Source organism: Pontibacter ummariensis (genome assembly GCF_900188175.1).
Classification (GTDB): domain Bacteria; phylum Bacteroidota; class Bacteroidia; order Cytophagales; family Hymenobacteraceae; genus Pontibacter; species Pontibacter ummariensis.
Map to the genome: position 1 here is coordinate 1 of NZ_FZOQ01000025.1, position 21,406 is coordinate 21,406.

The following is a 21,406-nucleotide window of genomic DNA, read 5'->3' on the forward strand; positions in this document are numbered from 1 at the left end:
GCAGGCTTCCAGAAAACAAAGAAACAGCCACTGCCGGGAGCAAAGCTCTTGGGAGAAGCACTGGTTAAACTACAAAATATGGTAGAAGGATGGAGGCTCTTTGAAACGCAACAAAATAATACAAACTTTTCCCTACAAGATTAGCCCTGGAGGGGCTAAGGTGGGTGAAGTTATAGGTATAGTACGCAGCTCGTAATGGTACTATGCAGCTTTTAACCTTCCTCAGAAGCTTCTTCCATCAGTACTTCTGCTTCTTTTTCTCCCAGGTAGCTGTCGATGAGGTAGTGTGCTACATAGAGGAGAGGCGTAAGCAGGATGGCTACGCAGAACTTGTAGATATAATTGATGGTGGCAACGGACAGAATCTGCTCTATAGGCCAATTGCCAAAGAGGTAGAAGGCTACAAACAGCACCACGAAGCTATCGACCAGCTGCGAGACCAGGGTAGAGCCGGTCGCCCGGAGCCATATCTTCTGACTGCCCGTAATGTGGCGCAGCCAGTGAAAAACGGTGGCATCCAAAAACTGGGAGAGGAGGAAGGCAACCACCGACCCGAGTATAATCCCCAGCCCCTGGCGGTACACACTGTTAAAGGCTGTGTTTATATTAAACGCATTCCCCTGCGCATCAAGACTATTCACTTCCAGCCAAAAAGGAGCGGGAGGGAGCCCTGTGACTATCGTGATGACCAGAAAAGCATAGAGGATCAGCATAACAGTGAGCACACTGATTTTCTTAACCCCAGCTTTTCCAAAGTACTCGTTGATGATGTCGGTGGTAATGAATACGACAGGCCAGATGATAACACCCGCAGTCAGGTTAAAGTCAAGCTTTGCGTCCCCCAACAGCGGTACTTGTGCCCCTGGTAGTCCAAACAGTGCTTCACCGGAAAATATCTTCACGCCAATCAATTCGGCAAGAAGCGCATTGGAGATAAAAATGCCGCTCAGCACCAGAAACAGGTTGGTTCGTCTTTTAGCAGTAGAAGGCAGAGGCATAGCTGTAGTTTTAGGGGAGCCGTACTCCGGCTTCTAAGTTAAGCATATTCAGGCAAACTGTGTTTGCCCGCTCAGGTGTTAGCCTGGCCCTCTTGCTTGCCCTGCTTCAGTTTAAAGTTTGCCTTATACACCAGCATAAACACCCGTGGGTGCAGAATGGCACCTGTATGCACTTATACAGTTAATGACAAAGTATGAGCAGAACCGAAAGCGCATAGCGGGATTACTCTTGTATGCTGAAAACATCTCCTTCAATTGCCAGGTTAGTGGCAGGAAATACTTCCATGGCCTCCTCCAGAAGGGGCGTGAGGTCTTTATAGCGTACGGAGAAGTGTCCCAGTAACAGGCGTCGTACTTCGGCGGCCGCGGCCAGCTCGGCTGCCTGCCGTGCTGTGCTGTGAAAGGTATAATAAGCGCGTTCCCGGTACTCATCGGTAAAGGTGGCCTCGTGGTATAGCAAGTCCACGTGCCGTAAGTAGGGGAGCAGCTCGGGTCTGTAGCGGCTGTCAGAGCAGTAGGCGTAACTACGGCTTCGCTTGGGGGGCATGGTCACCTCCTGGTGGTACACCAACACGTTCCCCTGAGCATCGCGGATGTCTTCGCCCCACTTCAGGCGCACCAGTTGTGGCGGGGTCAGGAAGTCTGGTAGCTTTTCTTTGATCAGGGGGTAGGGTTTGGGCTTTTCCCTAAAGAGGAACCCACAGCAGGGAATCCGGTGCTCCATGGGGATGGTATGCACAGTTATTTCCTCATCTTCAAAGATCTGGGTAAAGCAAGCGGTGTCTAGCTCATGGAAAATGAGCTTATAGCAAAGGTTGGTACCCGAGTATCTGAACTGTAAGCTTAGGATTTCAGAGAGGCCGGGAGGGCCAAAGAGGTGCAGTGGCGTGTGGCGGCCCTGCAAGTGCATGGTAGAGAGGAGCCCGGCCAGGCCGAAATAATGGTCGCCGTGTAAGTGGCTGATGTAGATATTGCAGATGCGCTGATACTTTATCTTGTACTGCATCAGCTGCATCTGCGTACCTTCACCGCAGTCAATCAGGTGGTATTGGTTTCCCAAAGTCAGCACCTGTGCGGTATGATGTCTGTTTGTAGATGGTGTGGCCGAAGAACTGCCTAGTATTCTGAGTTCAAACTCCACAATCCGGTTCTACTAGTCTTCTTTGTTGGTCAGGTCCTGCTCAATCTCGTGTAAGAAAACACGGTCAATCGCTTCTTCCACAGTAGGAAGAATGTTAAGGACAGACTCCAGTTTAGAGATGGTGATTAGCTTCATCACATGGTCCTGCAAACCTGTCATAATCAACAGACCATTAGAGGAGTTGCAAAGGCGGTTGGCAATCAGAATAGAGCTTAGCCCGGATGAATCAGTATATTTTACGCTGCTTAGGTCAAGAATCAAATTGGTGATCCCTTCGGCATTCAATTTCACAAACTCCGACTTCAGGTCTGGCGCTATAGAAGTGTCCAGTTTCTTTTCGTCTATTGTGATAATTGTGTAGTTTTCTTTCTTATCAATCGTGTACTTCATAGATCTACCAGTAAGGATTTAAATGCAAATGTACCAAAATCTACTTTAATAATCTTAATTTTTGGTTGTAAAAATGTTCTCCTGCACCCGCTGCTGTATGCGTTGCAGGGCTTCTTTATAGTCTTCTTTCTCAAACTTTTGGCCCGTAAAAACTTCGTACAGTTCCAGGTAGCGGTCAGATATTCCTTGCACTACTTCGTCCGTCATTTCGGGCACCTTTTGGCCTTCTTTTCCCTGAAAGCCATTTGCAATGAGCCACTGTCGCACAAACTCTTTTGATAACTGGCGCTGTGGCTCTCCTTGCTCTTGTCGGTCGGCATACCCCTCACTATAAAAGTAGCGGGAGGAGTCCGGCGTATGGATTTCGTCGATCAGGTACACCTCGCCGTTGTACTTGCCAAACTCATACTTCGTGTCAACCAGGATCAGCCCCTGTTGTGCTGCCAGTTCCGTGCCACGGGCAAAAAGGGCTCGTGTATAAGCTTCTAATTTAGTATAATCCTCCTCTGACACAAGGCCTTTCGCCAAAATTTCTTCCCGCGAGATGTCTTCGTCGTGGCCTTCGTCGGCTTTCGTTGTAGGGGTGATAACAGGCTCCGGCAGTTTATCGTTCTCTTTTAACCCTTCTGGCAGCGCTACACCGCAAATACTTCGCTTGCCAGCTTTGTATTCGCGCCAGGCATGGCCGGCCAGGTAACCCCGAATCACCATCTCCACTTTATATGGCTCACAGTGGTATCCAATGGTTACGTTTGGGTCTGGTGTGGCCAATACCCAGTTTGGAACAATGTCGGAAGTAGCTTTTAGATTAAGACTGGCTATTTGGTTCAGTACCTGTCCCTTATAAGGAATAGCACGTGGCAATACCACGTCAAAAGCAGAGATGCGGTCGGTGGCAACAACAGCCAGTCGGTCCTCAAAGTAGTAAACATCGCGTACTTTGCCTCTGTAAAAGCCGGTTTGTCCCTCGAAGGAGAAGTTGGTTTCTTTTATGGCCTCCATTAAATTTATCGTTATAGGCAAGCAAAGTTAACTATATTTTAGAGGGCAGGAAAAAAAACTGGATGATGTTCCTGTTATGGTTTTCACTCAAAAATATAGGCCGCGAATAATATTGAATTATACTTGGGGAATCCCTTTAAGTTTTATACAATAGAACCTATAGATTGCACCTTACAAAGAACATTTGGGGAGGGCTTCCTTCCTGTAGGTGCTCCTGATTTTGCCGCTGCACCTGTATTCAGTCCCGGCGAAAGGGCTAGCCTGAAAAAGAGGAAGGCCGATCATCAGAAAAGGGAAACGAACTGAGGCAGGCTGCGTAGGGAGATGAGAAACGAGGGAAGACAATATCCGAAAAAAAAGGAAAAGAATTTGGAATTGCCTTCAGCGGGCTTTATAATTGCATCATCAAGTCAATCATCCCTTCGGGAATTGATTTATAAAGAAGAGTGGAGAGACAGGCTCTGTGAAACTCTAGCAACCTAACTAACGAGGTTAAGGTGCTAATTCCTGATTCCGGAACGTCCGGAAGAATATAAATTGATACGTTTATGAATAAAGGGATCAATCCAACACAGCATTTTTCATTTCTTTCGCCGGTAGCCACTCAGCTGTCGCAGCTACCTTTTTTACGAACAACTGAGCTGTACGTCATGCGCATGCCCATGTGCCGCATGAGGCGCTGTTGTTGTTAGACTTGTTCCTTCGTCTTTACATCATAAGCTAGCGTCAGAACCCTCTGCTGCTACTGCCAACGCATACCTGTCCTAGGGCAGGCCTTTTCAAACCTCATGTTCCAAATTGTCTAATCCTTTAACCTGAATAACCATGTCTGATTCACTTCGTTTCGAAACACTACAATTACACGCCGGTCAGGAGATAGACCCTACCACCCAGTCGCGCGCTGTTCCTGTTTACCAGACCACTTCCTATGCTTTTAAGAACGCAGAGCACGGGGCCAACCTCTTTGCCCTGAAAGAGTTCGGGAACATCTACACCCGCATCATGAACCCAACCACGGATGTGTTTGAGAAGCGCGTAGCCGCACTGGAGGGCGGTGCGGCAGCCGTGGCAGTGGCATCGGGGCAGGCAGCGCAGTTCATTGCCCTGACAAACCTTCTGGAGGCCGGGGACAATTTCGTGACGACAAGTTACCTGTATGGGGGGACCTATAACCAGTTTAAGGTGTCTTTCAAACGACTGGGCATAGAGGCCCGCTTTGCCGAAAGCGATGACGTGGAGGGATATGAGCAATTGATTGATGAAAAGACAAAGGCCATTTACGTGGAGACGATCGGTAACCCCCGTTTCAACATACCTGATTTTGAGGCTGTCGCCGCCCTCGCCCGTAAGCATGATATTCCCTTGGTGGTGGACAACACGTTTGGTGCCGGAGGCTACCTGTTCCGCCCTCTGGAGCATGGTGCTAACGTGGTTGTGGAGTCAGCAACCAAGTGGATCGGCGGGCATGGCACCAGCATTGGTGGCGTGATTGTGGATGGCGGTAACTTTAACTGGGGTAATGGTAAATTCCCGCAGTTCTCGGAGCCTTCCGAAGGTTACCATGGCCTGAACTTCTGGGAAGTGTTCGGCACGGACGGACCATTCGGAAACATCGCCTTCGCCATACGGGCCCGGGTAGAAGGCCTGCGTGATTTCGGTCCTGCCCTCAGCCCCTTTAACTCCTTCCTGTTGCTGCAAGGCCTCGAAACCCTGTCGCTGCGCCTGGACAGAACAGTGCAGAATGCGCTGGAGCTGGCCAAGTGGCTGGAGCAGCACGAACAGGTGGAGAGCGTGAACTACCCCGGCCTGGAAAGCAGCAAGTACCACGCGTTGGCGCAGAAGTACCTGAAGCGGGGCTTCGGCGGCGTGCTCTCCTTTAAGCTGAAAGGGGAGAAGGCGCAGGCAGAGGCCTTTGTGAACAGTCTGCAGCTGGTGAGCCATCTGGCGAATGTAGGCGATGCAAAAACGCTTATCATCCACCCGGCCTCAACCACCCACCAGCAACTAAGCAGCGCGGAGCAGCTGAAAGCAGGGGTAGAGCCCACCCAGCTGCGCGTATCCGTAGGGATAGAGCACATCGAAGACATAAAAGCCGACTTTGAACAGGCTTTTTCCAAAGTACCAAAGGCAGAACCTGCCCTTAGCTAGATTACCATTATGCCAATACAGGACGTTTTTCATTACCAAGAAGAGTTTGTGCTGGAGTCAGGGGCTACGCTCCCTGGCTTTCAGCTGGCTTATACAACATATGGCACCCTTAACCCTGACCGCAGCAACGTGGTGTGGGTGTGCCATGCCTTAACCGGCAGCTCTGACTTCACCGACTGGTGGAGTGAGCTGTTCGGGGAAGGAAAGCTGTATGACCCGCAGGAGTGGTTTATCATCTGCGCAAATGCTCTCGGCGGTTGCTATGGCTCCACAGGCCCCCTGTCCAAAAACCCGAAAACCTTAGCCCCTTATTACCATGCGTTTCCGCAGCTTACCAACCGGGACATTGTCGCGGCTTTCGATAAGTTACGGCAGGAACTGGCACTGGAACGGGTGCACACGCTGATCGGAGGCTCTTTAGGCGGACAGCAGGCGCTGGAATGGGTGTTACAGCAACCCAAGGTGTTTGAAAGACTCGTGCATGTGGTCTCAAATGCCCGTCACTCACCCTGGGGGGTTGCCTTTAACGAGAGCCAGCGCATGGCAATCCGTCTGGACCCTAGCTGGGGCACAGACACACCAGAAGCCGGTGCAGAAGGCCTTAAGACAGCCCGTGCCATTGCCATGCTCTCTTACCGGCATTACAACACTTACGCTGCCACGCAGCAGGAGCCGGGCAACAGTATTACGGACAATTTCAGAGCAGCCTCTTATCAGGTATACCAGGGTGAGAAGCTGGCCGGGCGTTTTAACGCTTATAGCTATTGGCTGCTTTCGAAGGCGATGGACTCGCATAACATAGGCCGGGACAGAGGAGGCTTGAAGCGTGCTTTGGCACACGTGAAGACCCGTTGCCTGTTTGTCGGGGTGAACACGGATATCCTGTTCCCTGTAGAAGAACAGCGGTTTCTGCACCAACAGGTGCCGGGTTCCTCTTTTTATCTCATCCACTCTAGCTACGGGCACGATGGCTTTCTAGTGGAGTGTGAGCAGTTAGCAGAGGCCATTTCAAATTTTTACCAGGAAGAAACATTTCAAGAAGAGTTAAATTATGAGCGACAAGAGCGCTAAGCGCATTGGGATATTTGGTTTTGGCTGTGTAGGGCAGGGATTATACGACGTATTGCAGGACAACCAGCGGCTGGAGGTGGCCAGGATCTGCGTGCGCGACAAAGAGAAGCTGCGTGCGCTGCCGTCTTCCATCTTTACCTATGATCCACAGGAGTTGCTGCAGGATGAAAGCATTGATCTGTTTGCAGAATTGATCAGTGATCCGGCCGAGGCTTTGTTTATCGTGCGGCAGGCCCTGAAAGCAGGAAAGACAGTCGTATCGGCTAACAAGAAGATGGTGTCGGAGAACCTGCAGGAACTGGTGGAGTTGCAGCTGCAGTGTGGTGGCGTGTTGCTCTATGAGGCCGCTGTGGGAGGCAGCATCCCTATTTTACGTACGCTGGAGGCGTATTACGGCAGTGAGCCCTTGCAGGAAGTGAATGGCATCCTAAACGGTTCCTCTAATTATATCCTCTCTAAACTCGATGCAGAGGGCTCTTCTTTTCAGGAAGCCTTAGAGCAGGCGCAGGCACTTGGTTTTGCCGAGGCAGACCCAACCTTAGATGTAGAGGGCTTTGATGCCGCTCATAAGATTAGTATTGTGGCAGCCCATGCCTTTGGAGCCATTGTGCAACCGCAGGACATTTTGCGCTTTGGGATAAGCTCGGTTACCAGAAAGGACATTGGCCTGGCCCAGGCTCTGGGTGCCCGCATCCGCTTGGTTGCATCGGCAAAGCTGAACCAGCTGGGCACTTTAGAAGTGCAGGTGCTCCCTACGTTTGTTTACCCGGATTCCGAGTTGTATTACGTGAATGCTGAGTTTAACGGGGTGCAGTTAGAGGCAAAATTCGCAGGAAGCCAGTTCCTGAAGGGCCGTGGTGCCGGCAGTCATCCAACCGGCTCAGCGGTTTGGGCAGACGTGTCGGCAGCATTGGAGGGATATAAGTATCAATATCCGAAGCTGCACACAGCGGCTGCGCCGGATTTGGGCGAAAATGTAGGCTTGAAAGTATACCTCCGTACAGAAAACCCCGAACTGTTACCCTGTTTGCCTTGGGAAGAGCTAACTTCTTTTGGCGTGGATGCTCAGGTAGCCCAGTTAATAGGGGTTATCCGTCGGAAAGACCTGCTGGCATACCAGGTGCAGCTGCAGGAGTTGGGTGTGTTTGTTGCACAAGTTCCTGTAAATATATCTGTAGATGAATTAGTTAGGGGGACACGCCTGGCCGCAGCGGAAGTTGCTTAACCTGTAAATCAGATGCGAATGTCAAATATTTTACTTTCTATAGAATCAATTTGACTAATTATATGAGTTTATTGAGAGACCTGCAAAACTTGGATTATCTTAATTTTTAGTCCCTGAAAACGCAGCTTTAAAGCGAACAAGCCCGTACAAATAAGCAACAGAACGAGATAAATTGTACGGCAATGAAAAAAATAACTTTACCTATATTCACATACCTATTTGTATTAATGGCTTTCTCTTCCTGCAGACAAGAGGAAGCCTCTCCAATCCGAAACATCAAAGCAGGGCCTAACCTGCTCAGGGCACAGGCCGCGGGTAGTCCTGCCTCCTGCACCAGTTATACCTACCTGAACGGGGAGGATAAAAAAGTGCTGGGGAATGTGTACACGCAGCAGGTGCTCGTGTCCTTTTCATACGGCCTGAGTGCTGAAAAAGAAGCTGAAGCGCTGGCCAGCTACAGTTTTGTAAAAGGAATAGCCGGGCAGCAAGCCCGCACAGGGCCTCTGCAAAGCCTGGAGCTTGTAGAGGGCCTGAGTTGTAAGGAAGTCGAACAGGCCATTAAGATCCTCTCCGAAGATCCTGCTATCGCCTATGCGGCACCTTACTTTCTGAAGGGAGACGGAATAATGGGCATTAGCGACGAAGCTATTATCACCCTTGAGGATGGCAGCGCAGCAGCGATAGAACAACTAGCCGCTGCTTTTGATGCTGAAGTAGTGGAAGAACTAAGCGAAAACACGTACCTGTTAAAGGTAGACAAGAGCTCAAAGGGGAATGCACTGGACCTGGCGAACTTTATGGCAGGACAGGAAGGCATCGCCCACGCAGAGCCAAACCTGGTGATGGCAGCGAACTGAGACAGAGACTTAAAGTACCGTTGATAAAGAAAAGGCCCGCCTTCACGAAAGAAGGCGGGCCTTTTTGTTGTATACCTGTTCCGGCTAGTAATAGATCGCTTTGGCTCTGTCGCGCAGGTTATAGCCAGAGGACATCACCTCACCGTAAGCTCCTGCTGTTCTGATCGCAATCAGGTCGCCACGGCTAGTTTCGGGTAGGCTAACTGCTTTTCCAAAGCAGTCAGACGACTCACAGATCGGCCCTACTACATCGTACTTTACCTCCTCCTTGTCGCTGCTCAGGTTCTCGATCTTGTGGTACGACTGATACAGGGCCGGGCGGATCAGCTCTGTCATGCCCGCATCCAAAATGGCAAAATTGGTGTTCTGGCCATTCTTGATGTACAGCACTTTGGAGACAAGCGTGCCGCAGTGGGCTACCAGCGCGCGTCCCAGCTCAAAATGCACCTCCTGTCCCGGTCTCAACTCCAGAAACTGGTTGAACAGCGCAAAGTAAGCTTCGAAATCAGGGTGCGCCTGTTCATCCGGGTTATAGTAGTCCACACCAAGTCCCCCCCCCACGTTAATGTGCTGCAGGCGGATGTTGTGCGCCAGGAACCACTCCTGGAACTCATTCACGCGGGTACACAGGTTCTTGAAAACCGTCAGGTCCGTGATCTGTGAGCCGATATGGAAGTGTATGCCAATCAGTTCTACATGCTTGAGCTCCTCCAGCAGGGCCAGCACACTTTCCAGTTCCCATGCATTAATGCCGAACTTGTTCTCTTCCAGACCTGTGGTAATGTACTTATGCGTGTTGGCGTTCACATTCGGATTGATACGCAGGGCCACGCGGGCTACCTTATCTTTTTTTTGAGCCAGTTCATTCAGCACGCTGAGTTCGTGGCTGGACTCGCAGTTGAAGCAGAAAATCTCCTGATCCAGGGCATAGTTAATTTCTGCGTCTGATTTACCGACACCAGCAAAAACCACATCCTTCGGGGCAAAGCCATTCGCGATGGCCGCTTTTATTTCATTGCCGCTTACACAGTCGGCGCCAAAGCCGTGCTCACGCATCTCGGTCAGGATCGGCTCGTTTGCATTTGCCTTCAGGGCATAATGCACGTGGTAGTTATATTTCTCAGCCTCCTGTTTTGCTGCCTGCAGTGTCTGGCGCAGCAGGCTCAGGTTATAGGCGTAAAAAGGAGTAGGGTGTTGCTGTAACTCCTGTATGTGTTGCTTAAGCATTATTCGTGTTTCTATCAAAAATCCCCTCGTTTAATTTAGTCAGGGCCTCTACTTTGTCTTTTGTATTGATCAGCAAGCTGATGTTGTTCTTGCTTCCGCCATAAGAGATCATGCGCACCGAGATATCTTTCAGCGACTGGAAGATCTTCAGTCCGGAGCCACTGCGCTCTTCGATAAAGTCGCCCACTACGCAGATAATTGTCTGCTCCTGGTCTACCTCTACCTGGCCAAACTCCTTTAGCTCTGCCACGATCTCCTCCAGGTGCCTGGCATTGTCAATGGTAAGCGATACAGCCACCTCTGAAGTTGTGATCATATCGATTGGCGTTTTATAGCGCTCAAACACCTCGAATACACTGCGCAGGAAGCCATAAGCCAGCAGCATTCTGCCGGACTTGATCTTGATAGCCGTGATGCCATCCTTCGCTGCGACCGCTTTGATTGTGCCGCCAGTGCTTTCTGCCGAAATGGTAGTACCCTTTGCCTCAGGCTGCATGGTGTTCAACAGCTTTACCGGAATATTCTTCTGCTTAGCCGGCGTCACACTGCTCGGGTGTAGAATTTTAGCGCCAAAGTAGGCCAACTCCGCCGCCTCATCAAACGAAAGCTCTGCAATCGGATAGGTGTCCTTCACGATGCGTGGGTCGTTGTTGTGCATCCCGTCGATGTCCGTCCAGATTTGGATCTCCTCCACGTCGGCAGCCGCGCCGATCAGAGAGGCAGAGTAGTCAGACCCACCCCGCTTCAGGTTGTCGATCTCCCCAAATGCATTGCGGCAAATGTAGCCCTGCGTGATGAACAGCTTGGTATTCGGAAACTTTTCCAACTCCTCTTTCAGGTGCTTGGCGATATAAGCCGTGTCTGGTTCCTCGTCCTCGTCGATCTTCATGAAGTTGAGGGCAGGAAGCAGCACAGAATTGATCTGCTGCTCTTCTAAAAAGAACTGGAACAGCGCTGTGGAAAGCAATTCTCCCTGGGCCAGTACTGCACGCTCTTCGTGTATGGTAAACAAGTCCTGTGTAAAGGCACGCACATGGTCGAAGTGCTCTGTCAGCAACTCGTTTGCCTGTTTTTTCTTTTCTGCGGAGGTGTAGAGTTCTTCTACCACCTGTTTATATTTATCATGCAGCGCATCAATCAGCGCGTTCGCTTCCTCGTTCTTGTTCTGGTACAGCGTCTCTGCGATTTGTACCAACGCGTTTGTAGTGCCTGACATCGCAGACAACACCACAATTTTTGGCTCATCATTATTGATAAGCGAGGCTACCGCCTTCATCCTCTCAGCAGACCCTACGGAGGTGCCGCCGAACTTTAGTACTTTCATTTAGATGATTAAGAAATGAACAAACGTTGTCTTGCAAAAATAGCAAAAAACCATGCACTTAACAGCAGGTATATAAAACTATCAACAGAACAAAAACGAAGAAGGGTTCAGCTAAATTTTTCTTGTCTGTAAAAGACAAAACATGGTGAAACCGGAAGGCTTGATTTCTTGTTTCTCTGCGGCTGTTGCAGTTCCTATTGCTGGCAGGAAACAACCAGGCTGGCCGCATTACCCCCAAAACCCGCCGCATTTACCATAATCCGTTTGATAAGTTTAGCCTGTTGTGTTTGCTGCGGCAAGAGTTGGTTAGGGTAGGGAACAGGTGCAAACTGTTGCTGCTGTAAGATATACAGCGCGTACTGCAGGCTCAATGCGCCAGAGGCGCCTAAGGTATGGCCAAGCAGCCATTTGTTCGTGGTAACCGCAGGGGTAGCCTTACCAAAGACGGCCTGTACAGCATTTAGTTCGGCTTTATCCCCGGCACGGGTGCCGGGGGTATGGGTGATGATCAGGTCTATCTGCCTGTCCTGCTCGGGTAACTGTGCCAGTGCATGACGCATGGCTTTCTGGAAATTAAGGCCTTCCGCTGAGATTCCCGTCTTACTGACGATCTTTTCGAAGCCCAGGCCTACAGCTTCTATAACGAAATCACCCGGCTTTATTGCTGTTTGCGGCACTTGTTCTAAGGCAAAAACGGCTGCGCCTTCGCCAAGGGTGAACGTGTTCTGCTTTTCGAGTGCATAAGGTTGGCAAGGGTAAGGGTGGTCAGCAAGCTTGGAGTAGATGCCAACGGCCCTCATTTGAGCGACAGTAAATTCAGTAAGGGGAGCCTCTGTACCCCCGGCCAGGAAGCATTTGGCCATGCCTGCTTTTAACCAGGCTACACCATTGGCCACAGCCATAAGCGCAGTGCTACAGGTAATGGAATGGCTGATCTGGCCACCCCCGGCATTAACGGCGTGGGCTACCCAACTGGATAGGTTGCCAAGGGTCGTGGTAGGGGAGGCGCCAGAGGAAAGCTGTTCCTGCTGAAAAGCCTCGTAGTGCTGCTCAAACAAACCCGTTGCCCCACGCGATGAGCCGATGTTCACCGCCAGGTCATCGTTCGTGGTCGAATGAGCCAGCCAACCTGCTTCGTCTGCTGCCTGTCGGGCGGCATAGACAGCAAGCAGCACCGAACGGTCCAATTGCTTGTAGTTTGGATTACTTTGTACGAATTCCTGCAACTGTTGCTCTCCGGCAGGGGACAAGGGGGCAACAGGGGCTGGGCTGCCCTGGTACTGCTTGGCTGTGAAGGCTGGTATGCCCGCACTATAAGCATTGGCAGTAGAGACAGCGTTATGCCCCAAGGGAGAGATTCCCCCAACGCCTCTGATCACGATATGTTCTTTCACTGTTACCAAACCGGTGGCAAAGGTAAGGGATTCATTCCAAACGGGCTCTCGGGTGAATAAGGTATCAGTATCAATCGGGCACTTTAGTCGTGGAGCATGGTTAAATCTGGCCGGGGGTGTTGCTTTTGCCCAGACACGACCTCCTGCATGCCCCGGATGGTCTGGTACACTTGCTCTAGTTGGGCCTTCGTGATACAGTAGGGCGGGATAATGTAGATAATGTTGCCCAACGGCCGCAAGAGCACGCCCTGGTCCATTCCGTAACTGTACAAGGTATCGCGCAGGTCACTGAAGTAGGAGGTCGCGCCGTCTTCGAACTCTACCGCCAGGATCGTGCCCTGCTGGCGCACCTCCTTTACATGCGAAAGGGCCTGTATCTCTTGTGCGAAGGTTTTGTGCTGCTGCTGAATGCGGGCGATGTCTTGTTGCGTTTCCTCCTTAAGCAGTAGGTCGAGGCTGGCCAGACCGGCGGCACAGGCAACCGGGTTTGCTGTATAACTGTGGCCGTGGAATAAGGTCTTGCTCTTATCGTCGTGCAAAAAAGCCTGGTACACCTTTTCAGAGGCGGAGGTAGCGCCTAAGGCCATCGTTCCCCCAGTCAGCCCCTTCGACAGGCAGACCATGTCAGGTTTATGTTGCAGATAATCAGAGGCAAAGGTGCGGCCCGTGCGGCCAAAACCGGTCATTACCTCATCGGCTATGGTTAGAATGTCGTGTTGCTGGCAGATTTCTACCAGTTGGTCCAGCACCTGAGGCGAATACATTACCATGCCGGCTGTGCCCAGCACCAGCGGCTCGTAGATAAAGGCGGCAATGTCTCCGCCCCTAGCTAACGCTTCCAGCTGCTTTACCGTCTCCTCTTCTTTGCCGGATACGGGTACATCCACAAAAGCGACTTCAAAGAGGAAAGACCAGAAAGGAGCCGTGAAAGCACTGCGGGCACTAACGGCCATCGCGCCAAAGGTATCGCCATGGTAGCTGTCACGGAAGGCGATGATCTTCTTTTTGGGAGTGCCCTGGTTGTTCCAGTACTGGATGGCCATTTTGAGCGCTACCTCCACGGCTGTGGAGCCATTGTCTGAATAAAAGATACGGCATTGCCCTCGGGGGAGGATTTGCAGCAGGCGTTCAGCAAAGGTGACCGCTGCCGGGTGGGTAAAGCCGGCAAAAATGACGTGCTCCAGAGTGTGCAGTTGCTCTGCTACTTTTTGCGCAATATAAGGGTGGGCGTGCCCGTGCAGGTTCACCCACCAGGATGCCACAGCATCGATGTAGGTCCGGCCATCCTCTGAAAACAAAAGCGCTCCCTCACCCCGAACAATCGGAACAGGAAGCGCTGCTGTTTTCATTTGCGTATAGGGGTGCCAGATAACGTTATGATCGCGTTCGGCTAAACTCATGTTTTTAATTTAAAGATACAGGAAAAAGACCCGGCGGCGGATTTAGTTAGCAGTCCGTTCTGTACTTACCCTTCTCAGCAAGTATACATACTAACGTAAAATGTCCTTTATCTTATGCCGGAGGTATTCTTCCTATAAAAAAGGCTTAAACTGCTCTGCGTACGCTGCCACTGTTTCTTTACAGAAATCAGCTTCCTGGCGGATAGACGGCAAACGGCGTAAGCCTGTGTATTTTGTGATGAAATCTTCGGAGGCGTTGTTCTCCTCGCCGTTAAAGATAATGCCTGCCACCGGAATCTTGCGGTAACGCAACACCTCGGCTGTTAAAAGCGTGTGGTTAATGCTTCCCAGGTAGTTTCTGGAGACAAGGATGACCTCTAAGCCCAGTTGCTGTACCATGTCCAGAACCAGAAAACGCTTGTTCAGCGGCACCATCAGCCCGCCGGCTCCTTCCACGATCAGGTTATTGTTCGTCTCCGGCAACTGAAGGCCTTGCATGTTGATCTCCACGCCTTCCGCGGCAGCGGCACGGTGTGGGGAGGCGGCCATTTTCAGGCGGTACGCTTCCGGGTGAAAAACGGAAACGGAGTTAGATACCAGACTCATAACAGTGTCGGTATCGGTGAAGTCCAGACCTCCTGCCTGCACAGGTTTCCAGTAGTCAGCCTGAAGGGCTTCGGTGAGGATGGCGGCAGCCACAGTCTTTCCCACATCCGTTCCGATGCCTGTTACAAAATAGCGTTTCATGTTCCTTTGGCTATGGCCTGCGCGAGGCCCTCAATGTCATCAAATGTATTAAATGCATGCGCAATGATCCGTAAGCGTTCCTTGCCTTTCGGCACAGTAGGGCTCAGGACGGGGCGCACGTCAAAACCTGTCGTCTGTAAAAAAGCTGCCAGACCTTTCAGCTTGGCTGCGCCTCCTTCTTTTACAAAAACAGAGAGAATCACACTCTCTGCAGGGGCACAGCACACACCTGGTACTTCGTTCAGCTTTTTAGATAGCGCACCAGCAATATCTTTTACCTGCTGGCGTTCTTTGTTTAAGTCCGGCAATAGCTGGTAGGCACTTTTCAGGGCCAGTAGCGCCGGAGTAGGCAAAGCGGTGGTATAAATAAAGGCGCGACTAAAATTAATCAGGTAGTCGCGCAGCACCTGCGGGCCGATGACAGCTGCCCCATGGCTGCCCATGGCCTTGCCGTAAGTCATTACCCGGGCAAATACTTCCTGTTCCAGGCAAAGTTCAGATACAAGGCCTTCACCTTTCTCCCCGTAGAGCCCCACAGCGTGGGCCTCATCCACGATCAAGGCTGCACCCTGTTTCTGGCACAGCTGCGCTAGTTCCTTTAAAGGAGCCCTGTCGCCATCCATCGAGTACACCGACTCAACCAGCACATATACCTGGCCAGCCGCATGCTTTAGCTTTTGCCGCAGGTCTTCCACGCTGTTATGGCGGAAAGGGTAGGCTTTGGCAAAACTCAGGCGGAGCCCGTCCTTCATGGAGGCATGGCTGGCCTCGTCATAAAACACGGTGTCCCCGCGCTGTGGCAAGGCCGACAGCAGCCCCACATTGGCTGCGTAGCCCGAGTTATAGAGGAGGGCCGCCTCTGCGCAGTGATAGTGCGCAATCCGGTTTTCCAACTCTTCAAACAGGGGGCTGTTACCAGAAAGTAAACGGGAACCGGTTGCCCCCAATGGCAAATGCTTGTATTGTTCCTCTGCCTTGTGGATAAGTGCCCGCAGTTTCTCTGAGCGAGCAAGGCCGAGGTAATCGTTCGAGCAGAAGTCTGTCAGGCCGGAGGTTGTCTTGAGCTGACGCAGGTTACCCTGTGCCGCTCGCTCCGCCAGCTTTTGCGCTAACTTCTGATGCAGTTCCACAGTGCGTACTATTGTACTACTTCAGGCTGCTTTTCTTCTTTAAATGATTTTCGGGGCGTCAGACCCAGCAAGTCGAACATGGCCTTGTCCGCATCGAAATCCGGGTTAGGGGTTGTCAACAGCTTTTCACCGGTAAAGATAGAGTTGGCACCGGCCAGAAAGCAAAGTGCCTGGTCGGTAACGCTCATGCGCTCACGGCCAGCCGATAAGCGTACCATAGACTTCGGCATCAGGATACGGGCAGTGGCGATCATGCGCACCATCTCCCATACAGATACCAGGGGTTGGTTCTCCAGCGGAGTGCCTTTCACGGGTACCAGGGCATTTACCGGTACAGATTCCGGGTGCTGCTCCATAGTGGACAGCGTATGCAGCATGCCGATACGGTCTTCGTCTGTTTCGCCCAGGCCAATAATGCCGCCAGAGCAGACAGAGATACCTGCCTTGCGCACGTTGTCGATCGTGTTCAGACGATCGTCGTAGGTGCGGGTGGTAATGATGCTGGCGTAGTTCTCTTCTGAGGTATCCAGGTTGTGGTTGTAAGCGTACAGGCCGGCTTCCTTCAGGCGCTCTGCCTGGTACTCGTTTACCATGCCCAGCGTGCAGCACACTTCCAGCCCCAGGTCATTTACGCCCTTCACCATGTTCAACACCTTGTCGAAGTCGCGGTTGTCGCGCACCTCGCGCCAGGCAGCACCCATGCAGAAACGGGTAGAGCCGCCTTCTTTGGCACGTTGTGCCGCCGATAACACCTGCTCCTGGCTCATGAGCTTGTGCACCTCCACATCGGTGTGGTAACGGGCTGCCTGTGGGCAGTAAGCACAATCTTCAGAGCATCCGCCGGTCTTCACTGATAACAAGGTGCATACCTGTACCTCGCCAGTGGCCTGAAATTGCTTGTGCACATGGGCCGCCTCTACGATCAGTTCCAGTACCGGCTTGTTGTAAATTGCCTTTATTTCCTCCAGGCTCCAGTCATTGCGGAGCACTGTGTTTTGTCCGTTCTGCATCATGGTACTCGTGTTTAGGGTTACGAAGGTAATTTGAAGATTTAGGAATAAAAAATCACCATCTGGGGTGAACTTAGTGGATAAATACTTAACTGGTTCAGCTTGTGAGGGTTTTCTGTGGAAAAATTGGTGTGTGAATTTGTGAAGTGTTCACATGCCGCAGAGGGGAGGTCAGGCAAGAGGTGCAGGAGGGTACGAGGGAAACAAAAAATCCCCTGCATGCGCTGCAGAGGATTCCTCGTGTCAGGCTGGTCGCCGCCCTACTTTTCTTCCTGTATTTCCCCGTTGCGGTACACCCGGGTCTTGATCACTTTGCCTTCGGGACTGAGGTACTTCCAGGTGCCTGTCTCGCGGTTGTTACGGAACTGCCCCAGCACCTCTACCTTGCCATCTTCATCATATTGCTTGTACGGCCCAAAGCGCCGCCCGTCCTTGTGGTTCGTCTCGGACCTCAGCTTACCAGAGGCGTAGTAGGTATAACTCAGGCCAACGATCTTGCCGTCCTGGTAGGTGTGCTTCTCTTTTACCTGCCCGTTCTCGTGGTACTCGAGGCGATCGCCTACCAACTTGCCGGCATTGTAGGTCTCGCTGTGCTGTACCTGCTTTGCAGGCGAGTCGAAGTAGGTCTTCCAGGTGCCGTGCTTCTGCTTGGCTTTTAGCTGTTCTTCCGCCTGTAGGTTTCCGGAAAGGTAATAACGCAAGGTCTTGCTGTCGTCCCCATTGTTCGAACTTACCGTTTCTTCTTTCAGCTGGCCGGTTTCGTAATAGTACAGCGCTTTGCCGTTGATAGCACCGTTCTTGTAACTGATCACGCTGCGCGGCTTCCCGTCCTCATAGTAGGATTTGGCAGTTCCATCCATTTTGCCAGTTACAAAGCTGCCCTCCGTGCTGAGCTTCCCGTTTTTATAATAGCTTTTGTAAGTTCCCTGCTTCTCGCCGGCCACGTTCACTGTTTCCGTCTGTACTTGGCCATTGTCATAGAACGTATTATAAGAGCCCTCCAGCATGCCGTTTTTATAGGTGGCCTCTGTTTCCGGCTGACCGTTGGCATAAAAGGTTTTGGCCGGGCCATTCTGCTGGTTGTTCCTGTAGGTGATCTCAGATTTTAGCTGGCCGTTAGGATAGTACTCCCGCACCAGGCCTTCCGGGTGGCCCTTCTCGAACTGGGTTTCCTTTTTTACCCTGCCATCCTCGTAGAATGTCTTGAAGAAGTCTTGCTGCAGGTCGTTCTCATAGCGCCCTTCCTGCACTAGTTTCCCATCCGGGCTGTATGCTTTAAAAGGCCCCTGCTTTACGTCCATCACGTAGGTTAGTTGCATTCTGGTTTGGCCGTTGGGGTAAAACTCAGTGTACACGCTATCCTTTTTGCCCTCCACAAATTTCACCAGTGCCTCCCGTTCTCCGCCGGGGTAATAGCGGTTATAGTAACCTACAATGGCGGAATCCGGGATAATATAATACTCCTCTTTGATGGCGGCGGGCGCATCTTTATGGTAGGTTGTTACCTTGGTTTGTGCCATGGCAAAGCCTTGCAGCAGGCTAAGGGGCAACAGGAAAGACAGGAACTTGTACATGTGCGATGACTAAGATAAGGGTTCTGGTATTGCTGGAGCCAGGGCTCGTTTCTGCTGTTTTAACACGAAGTGCTTGAAAAGCATTCAAAGCTACTATTCGTGTGCAAAAAGAAAGCCTTACGTGCTTAACGTAAGGCTTTCCGCAAACAATATGCCTAAGCGGGGTTACAGTTTCTCAATCACGATAGAGGAGGCACCACCACCGCCGTTGCAGATACCGCTCACCCCGATCTTACCCCCTTTTTTGTCCAGTACGTTGCAAAGGGTAGCCACAATGCGGGCACCGGAGGCACCCAGCGGGTGACCGAGTGACACGGCCCCGCCAAATACGTTCACGTTGCCGCCTTCCAGGCCAAGTTTCTGGTTATTGGCGATCGATACCACCGAGAATGCTTCGTTGATTTCGTAGAAGTCTACTTCAGAAGGTTCTACGCCTGCATTTTTCAGTGCTTTCGGAATGGCCAGGGAAGGAGTAGTGGTGAACCAGATCGGGTCCTGCTCCGCGTCAGCAAAGCCCAGAATTTTGGCGATTGGCTTAACACCCAGTTCTTCCGCTTTCTCTTTGCTCATCAGTACAAGTGCCGCAGCCCCATCATTCAAGGTGGAGGCGTTTGCAGCGGTAACAGAGCCTTCTTTGTCAAAAACCGGGCGGAGCGAAGGGATCTTTTCAAAATTTACTTTCTTGTACTCCTCGTCTTCTGTTACCAGGATCGGGTCTTTGCCGCGCTGTGGAATCTCTACTGGTACGATCTCGTCCTTCAGCAGACCCGCTTCGGCAGCCTGTGCTACTTTTTTATAGGAACCGATCGCGTACTCGTCCTGCATCTCGCGCGTGATCTGCATTTCCCGGGCGGTGTTCTCGGCGGCATTTCCCATGTGGAAGTCGTTGTACACGTCCCACAGGCCGTCTTTCAACAGGCCGTCCGTCATCTGGCCATGACCCAGTTTGGCACCGAAGCGGGCTTTCTCGAGGTAATACGGCACATTGCTCATGCTCTCCATGCCCCCCGCCACGATCACGTCCTTATGGCCCAGCATGATGGCCTGTGCGGCAAACATGATGGCTTTAGAGCCAGAGGCACACACCTTGTTCACGGTGGTACACTCTACTTCGTGACCCAGGCCGGCAAAGATCGCCGCCTGACGTGCAGGCGCCTGGCCCAGGTTAGCAGAGAGCACATTGCCCATGATCACTTCTTTTACCTCTTTTTTATCTACCCCGGCTTTCTCCAGTGCCCCTTTGATGGCAGCAGCACCTAGTTGTGTTGCGGACAGACTCGATAAGGCGCCGCCAAAGCTACCGATGGGAGTGCGCACAGCCGATATAATATATACTTCCTTGGTTTGCATAGTTTTAATAGGATTTGTTGCGTTTTGTTGTGAAGTTACAGGGATTTGCCCTCAAAACCAAACGATCGTTAGCCTAGGAGGGTTGTGGTGTACTTGGTCTTAGAAGGTGATGTTTGGTGGGCAAGATGGGTCCAAAAGGTACGCATAGCGACACCGAACGACAGAGGGACATGCTCTCATTATTCAGGTAAAGAGCTGGGAAGTAAGCTGTCTAAAACCTTTAAAAGGTTTTCAGGTTTATGTAACCTTAAAAGGAATAGATAAACGAGCAATGAAAAGACTACTTACAGTGCCCGTACTCGGAATGTTTCTGCTGGCCAGCTGTTCGCAAACCAAGCCGGAAGCAGAGGCCGAAGCGGCTACGACACAGGAATTACAGAATGAGGCCATAGCCGCAGAATCAACAGAAGTTGAGTTAACCAAAGTAGCCACGTTTAAGAGCAATCAGGTAACAGGGGTAACGATGACGGAAGACGGACGCCTCTTTGCCAACTTCCCGCGTTGGCGTGAGGATGTGCCTTTTTCGGTGGTGGAGGTGATGCCGGATGGAACACCGAAGCCCTATCCGAACGAGGCCTGGAACAGCTGGACCGGGCAGCCGCAACCCCACCAGTTTACGTCTGTGCAATCGGTCGTGGCGCATGACGGTTCGCTGTACGTGCTGGATCCGGCAAATCCAATGTTCAAGGGCGTCGTGGGTAATGCCAAGCTGTACGAGTTTGATCTGGCGACGAACACCCTGAAAAACACCTGGGAGTTTGATCGGAGCGTGGCACCCGAGCAATCTTACCTAAACGACCTGCGGCTAGATGACGAGCGGGGGAAGATCTATATGACAGACTCCGGCTTAGGAGCCATTGTGGTGCTGGACCCAGCAACCGGGAAGGCCCGGCGTCTGTTGGATAACCATGTGTCGACAAAAGCGGAGAACGTGTTCCTGAACATCAACGGAGAGAAGTGGCTGCGTAACGGCCAACAGCCCCAGATCCATTCGGATGGCATTGCCCTCTCTCCGGATAACGATAGCCTGTACTACCATGCCCTCACCGGCTATACCTTGTACCGGGTGCCAACAGATGCCCTGGCAAACGCAAGTCTTCGTGAAGCAGTTGTGGAGGAGAAGGTACAAAGCCTGGGAAATACGCCGGCGCCGGACGGGATGATCTTTGACGAGCGGGGGAACCTGTACATGGCCGACCTGGAGCGGGACGCGATCGTGTACCGAACGCCATCCGGCGAGATAAAGACCCTGGTGCAGGACCCGCGCATCGACTGGGCCGATACCTTTACGATTGGCCCGGACGAAATGCTTTACTTCACCACCTCCAAACTGGCAGCCGCCACAGGCGATATCAGCAACATGACGTTTGAGATTTACAAGGTGCCCCTGGCAAAGGACTAAAAAGGCAAAGCGCAAG

The 21,406-nt window shown here is 51.7% G+C and carries 18 protein-coding genes and 1 riboswitch; of the genes, 5 read left to right on the forward strand and 13 right to left on the reverse strand.

Annotated elements, in window-relative coordinates; genetic code table 11:
- Nucleotides 1–212: 212 nt before the first annotated feature.
- The 4 genes from CHB92_RS20570 to CHB92_RS20585 form a co-directional block, all read right to left on the reverse strand.
- Entirely contained in the window at nt 213–998 is a 786-nt protein-coding gene (locus tag CHB92_RS20570) for a queuosine precursor transporter (RefSeq protein WP_089321128.1), read from the reverse strand.
- A 223-nt stretch (nt 999–1,221) separates the two neighbouring features.
- Nucleotides 1,222–2,139: a ribonuclease Z gene (locus tag CHB92_RS20575; RefSeq protein WP_089321129.1), complete on the reverse strand. Its 918-nt coding sequence runs from the start codon at nt 2,137–2,139 to the stop codon at nt 1,222–1,224.
- Nucleotides 2,140–2,151: 12 nt separating this feature from the next.
- A complete protein-coding gene (locus CHB92_RS20580) occupies nt 2,152–2,529 on the reverse strand; it encodes an STAS domain-containing protein (protein ID WP_089321130.1) in 378 nt (125 codons plus the stop codon).
- A 54-nt stretch (nt 2,530–2,583) separates the two neighbouring features.
- Nucleotides 2,584–3,531: a phosphoribosylaminoimidazolesuccinocarboxamide synthase gene (locus CHB92_RS20585; RefSeq protein ID WP_089321131.1), complete on the reverse strand. Its 948-nt coding sequence runs from the start codon at nt 3,529–3,531 to the stop codon at nt 2,584–2,586.
- Nucleotides 3,532–3,962: 431 nt separating this feature from the next.
- Nucleotides 3,963–4,070: riboswitch (SAM riboswitch) on the forward strand.
- A gap of 286 nt (nt 4,071–4,356) precedes the next feature.
- On the opposite strand from CHB92_RS20585, the gene CHB92_RS20590 reads away from it, so the two are divergent.
- From CHB92_RS20590 to CHB92_RS20605, 4 genes are all read left to right on the forward strand, one after another.
- Nucleotides 4,357–5,679: an O-acetylhomoserine aminocarboxypropyltransferase/cysteine synthase family protein gene (locus CHB92_RS20590; RefSeq protein WP_089321132.1), complete on the forward strand. Its 1,323-nt coding sequence runs from the start codon at nt 4,357–4,359 to the stop codon at nt 5,677–5,679.
- A gap of 9 nt (nt 5,680–5,688) precedes the next feature.
- Nucleotides 5,689–6,750, forward strand: coding sequence for a homoserine O-acetyltransferase family protein (locus CHB92_RS20595; RefSeq protein WP_089321133.1), 1,062 nt, complete (start codon nt 5,689–5,691; stop codon nt 6,748–6,750).
- Nucleotides 6,731–7,975: a homoserine dehydrogenase gene (locus tag CHB92_RS20600; protein WP_089321134.1), complete on the forward strand. Its 1,245-nt coding sequence runs from the start codon at nt 6,731–6,733 to the stop codon at nt 7,973–7,975. Before CHB92_RS20595 ends, CHB92_RS20600 begins: the two co-directional genes overlap by 20 nt.
- 227 nt (nt 7,976–8,202) lie before the next feature.
- Nucleotides 8,203–8,832: a S8 family serine peptidase gene (locus CHB92_RS20605; RefSeq protein ID WP_089321135.1), complete on the forward strand. Its 630-nt coding sequence runs from the start codon at nt 8,203–8,205 to the stop codon at nt 8,830–8,832.
- An 84-nt stretch (nt 8,833–8,916) separates the two neighbouring features.
- Here CHB92_RS20605 and lysA read toward each other — a convergent pair whose 3' ends face one another.
- The 9 genes from lysA to CHB92_RS20650 form a co-directional block, all read right to left on the reverse strand.
- Entirely contained in the window at nt 8,917–10,059 is a 1,143-nt protein-coding gene (gene lysA / locus CHB92_RS20610) for a diaminopimelate decarboxylase (RefSeq protein ID WP_089321136.1), read from the reverse strand.
- Nucleotides 10,052–11,383 (reverse strand): aspartate kinase, encoded by a 1,332-nt coding sequence (locus CHB92_RS20615; RefSeq protein ID WP_089321137.1) that lies wholly within the window; start codon nt 11,381–11,383, stop codon nt 10,052–10,054. Before CHB92_RS20615 ends, lysA begins: the two co-directional genes overlap by 8 nt.
- Before the next feature lie 194 nt (nt 11,384–11,577).
- Entirely contained in the window at nt 11,578–12,777 is a 1,200-nt protein-coding gene (locus tag CHB92_RS20620) for a beta-ketoacyl synthase N-terminal-like domain-containing protein (protein WP_245842760.1), read from the reverse strand.
- 83 nt (nt 12,778–12,860) lie between these two features.
- The gene (bioA, locus tag CHB92_RS20625) at nt 12,861–14,177 is read right to left on the reverse strand and encodes an adenosylmethionine--8-amino-7-oxononanoate transaminase (RefSeq protein WP_089321139.1); all 1,317 of its coding nucleotides are present in this window, start codon (nt 14,175–14,177) and stop codon (nt 12,861–12,863) included.
- A gap of 132 nt (nt 14,178–14,309) precedes the next feature.
- Nucleotides 14,310–14,924 (reverse strand): dethiobiotin synthase, encoded by a 615-nt coding sequence (bioD, locus tag CHB92_RS20630; protein WP_089321140.1) that lies wholly within the window; start codon nt 14,922–14,924, stop codon nt 14,310–14,312.
- Entirely contained in the window at nt 14,921–16,054 is a 1,134-nt protein-coding gene (locus tag CHB92_RS20635; RefSeq protein WP_089321141.1) for an aminotransferase class I/II-fold pyridoxal phosphate-dependent enzyme, read from the reverse strand. Before CHB92_RS20635 ends, bioD begins: the two co-directional genes overlap by 4 nt.
- An 8-nt stretch (nt 16,055–16,062) precedes the next feature.
- Nucleotides 16,063–17,067: a biotin synthase BioB gene (bioB, locus tag CHB92_RS20640; RefSeq protein ID WP_089321142.1), complete on the reverse strand. Its 1,005-nt coding sequence runs from the start codon at nt 17,065–17,067 to the stop codon at nt 16,063–16,065.
- Nucleotides 17,068–17,324: 257 nt separating this feature from the next.
- Entirely contained in the window at nt 17,325–18,638 is a 1,314-nt protein-coding gene (locus CHB92_RS20645; protein WP_089321143.1) for a toxin-antitoxin system YwqK family antitoxin, read from the reverse strand.
- A gap of 165 nt (nt 18,639–18,803) precedes the next feature.
- Nucleotides 18,804–19,988, reverse strand: a complete 1,185-nt coding sequence (locus tag CHB92_RS20650) for an acetyl-CoA C-acyltransferase (RefSeq protein WP_089321144.1) — start codon at nt 19,986–19,988, stop codon at nt 18,804–18,806.
- 271 nt (nt 19,989–20,259) lie between these two features.
- Between CHB92_RS20650 and CHB92_RS20655 the strand changes: the two genes are divergently transcribed.
- On the forward strand, nt 20,260–21,390 hold the full coding sequence (locus CHB92_RS20655; protein WP_089321145.1) for an SMP-30/gluconolactonase/LRE family protein: 1,131 nt from the start codon (nt 20,260–20,262) through the stop codon (nt 21,388–21,390).
- Nucleotides 21,391–21,406: the final 16 nt, after the last annotated feature.

Excerpts from the sequence above, each read along its gene's own strand:
- bioB (WP_089321142.1), bottom strand. The coding sequence starts at position 17,067 with ATGATGCAGAACGGACAAAACACAGTGCTCCGCAATGACTGGAGCCTG.
- bioD (WP_089321140.1), bottom strand. The coding sequence starts at position 14,924 with ATGAAACGCTATTTTGTAACAGGCATCGGAACGGATGTGGGAAAGACT.
- CHB92_RS20595 (WP_089321133.1), top strand. The coding sequence starts at position 5,689 with ATGCCAATACAGGACGTTTTTCATTACCAAGAAGAGTTTGTGCTGGAG.
- CHB92_RS20650 (WP_089321144.1), bottom strand. The coding sequence starts at position 19,988 with ATGCAAACCAAGGAAGTATATATTATATCGGCTGTGCGCACTCCCATC.
- CHB92_RS20605 (WP_089321135.1), top strand. The coding sequence starts at position 8,203 with ATGGCTTTCTCTTCCTGCAGACAAGAGGAAGCCTCTCCAATCCGAAAC.
- CHB92_RS20590 (WP_089321132.1), top strand. The coding sequence starts at position 4,357 with ATGTCTGATTCACTTCGTTTCGAAACACTACAATTACACGCCGGTCAG.
- CHB92_RS20645 (WP_089321143.1), bottom strand. The coding sequence starts at position 18,638 with ATGTACAAGTTCCTGTCTTTCCTGTTGCCCCTTAGCCTGCTGCAAGGC.
- CHB92_RS20600 (WP_089321134.1), top strand. The coding sequence starts at position 6,731 with ATGAGCGACAAGAGCGCTAAGCGCATTGGGATATTTGGTTTTGGCTGT.
- CHB92_RS20585 (WP_089321131.1), bottom strand. The coding sequence starts at position 3,531 with ATGGAGGCCATAAAAGAAACCAACTTCTCCTTCGAGGGACAAACCGGC.
- CHB92_RS20615 (WP_089321137.1), bottom strand. The coding sequence starts at position 11,383 with ATGAAAGTACTAAAGTTCGGCGGCACCTCCGTAGGGTCTGCTGAGAGG.
- CHB92_RS20570 (WP_089321128.1), bottom strand. The coding sequence starts at position 998 with ATGCCTCTGCCTTCTACTGCTAAAAGACGAACCAACCTGTTTCTGGTG.
- bioA (WP_089321139.1), bottom strand. The coding sequence starts at position 14,177 with ATGAGTTTAGCCGAACGCGATCATAACGTTATCTGGCACCCCTATACG.
- lysA (WP_089321136.1), bottom strand. The coding sequence starts at position 10,059 with ATGCTTAAGCAACACATACAGGAGTTACAGCAACACCCTACTCCTTTT.
- CHB92_RS20655 (WP_089321145.1), top strand. The coding sequence starts at position 20,260 with ATGAAAAGACTACTTACAGTGCCCGTACTCGGAATGTTTCTGCTGGCC.
- CHB92_RS20580 (WP_089321130.1), bottom strand. The coding sequence starts at position 2,529 with ATGAAGTACACGATTGATAAGAAAGAAAACTACACAATTATCACAATA.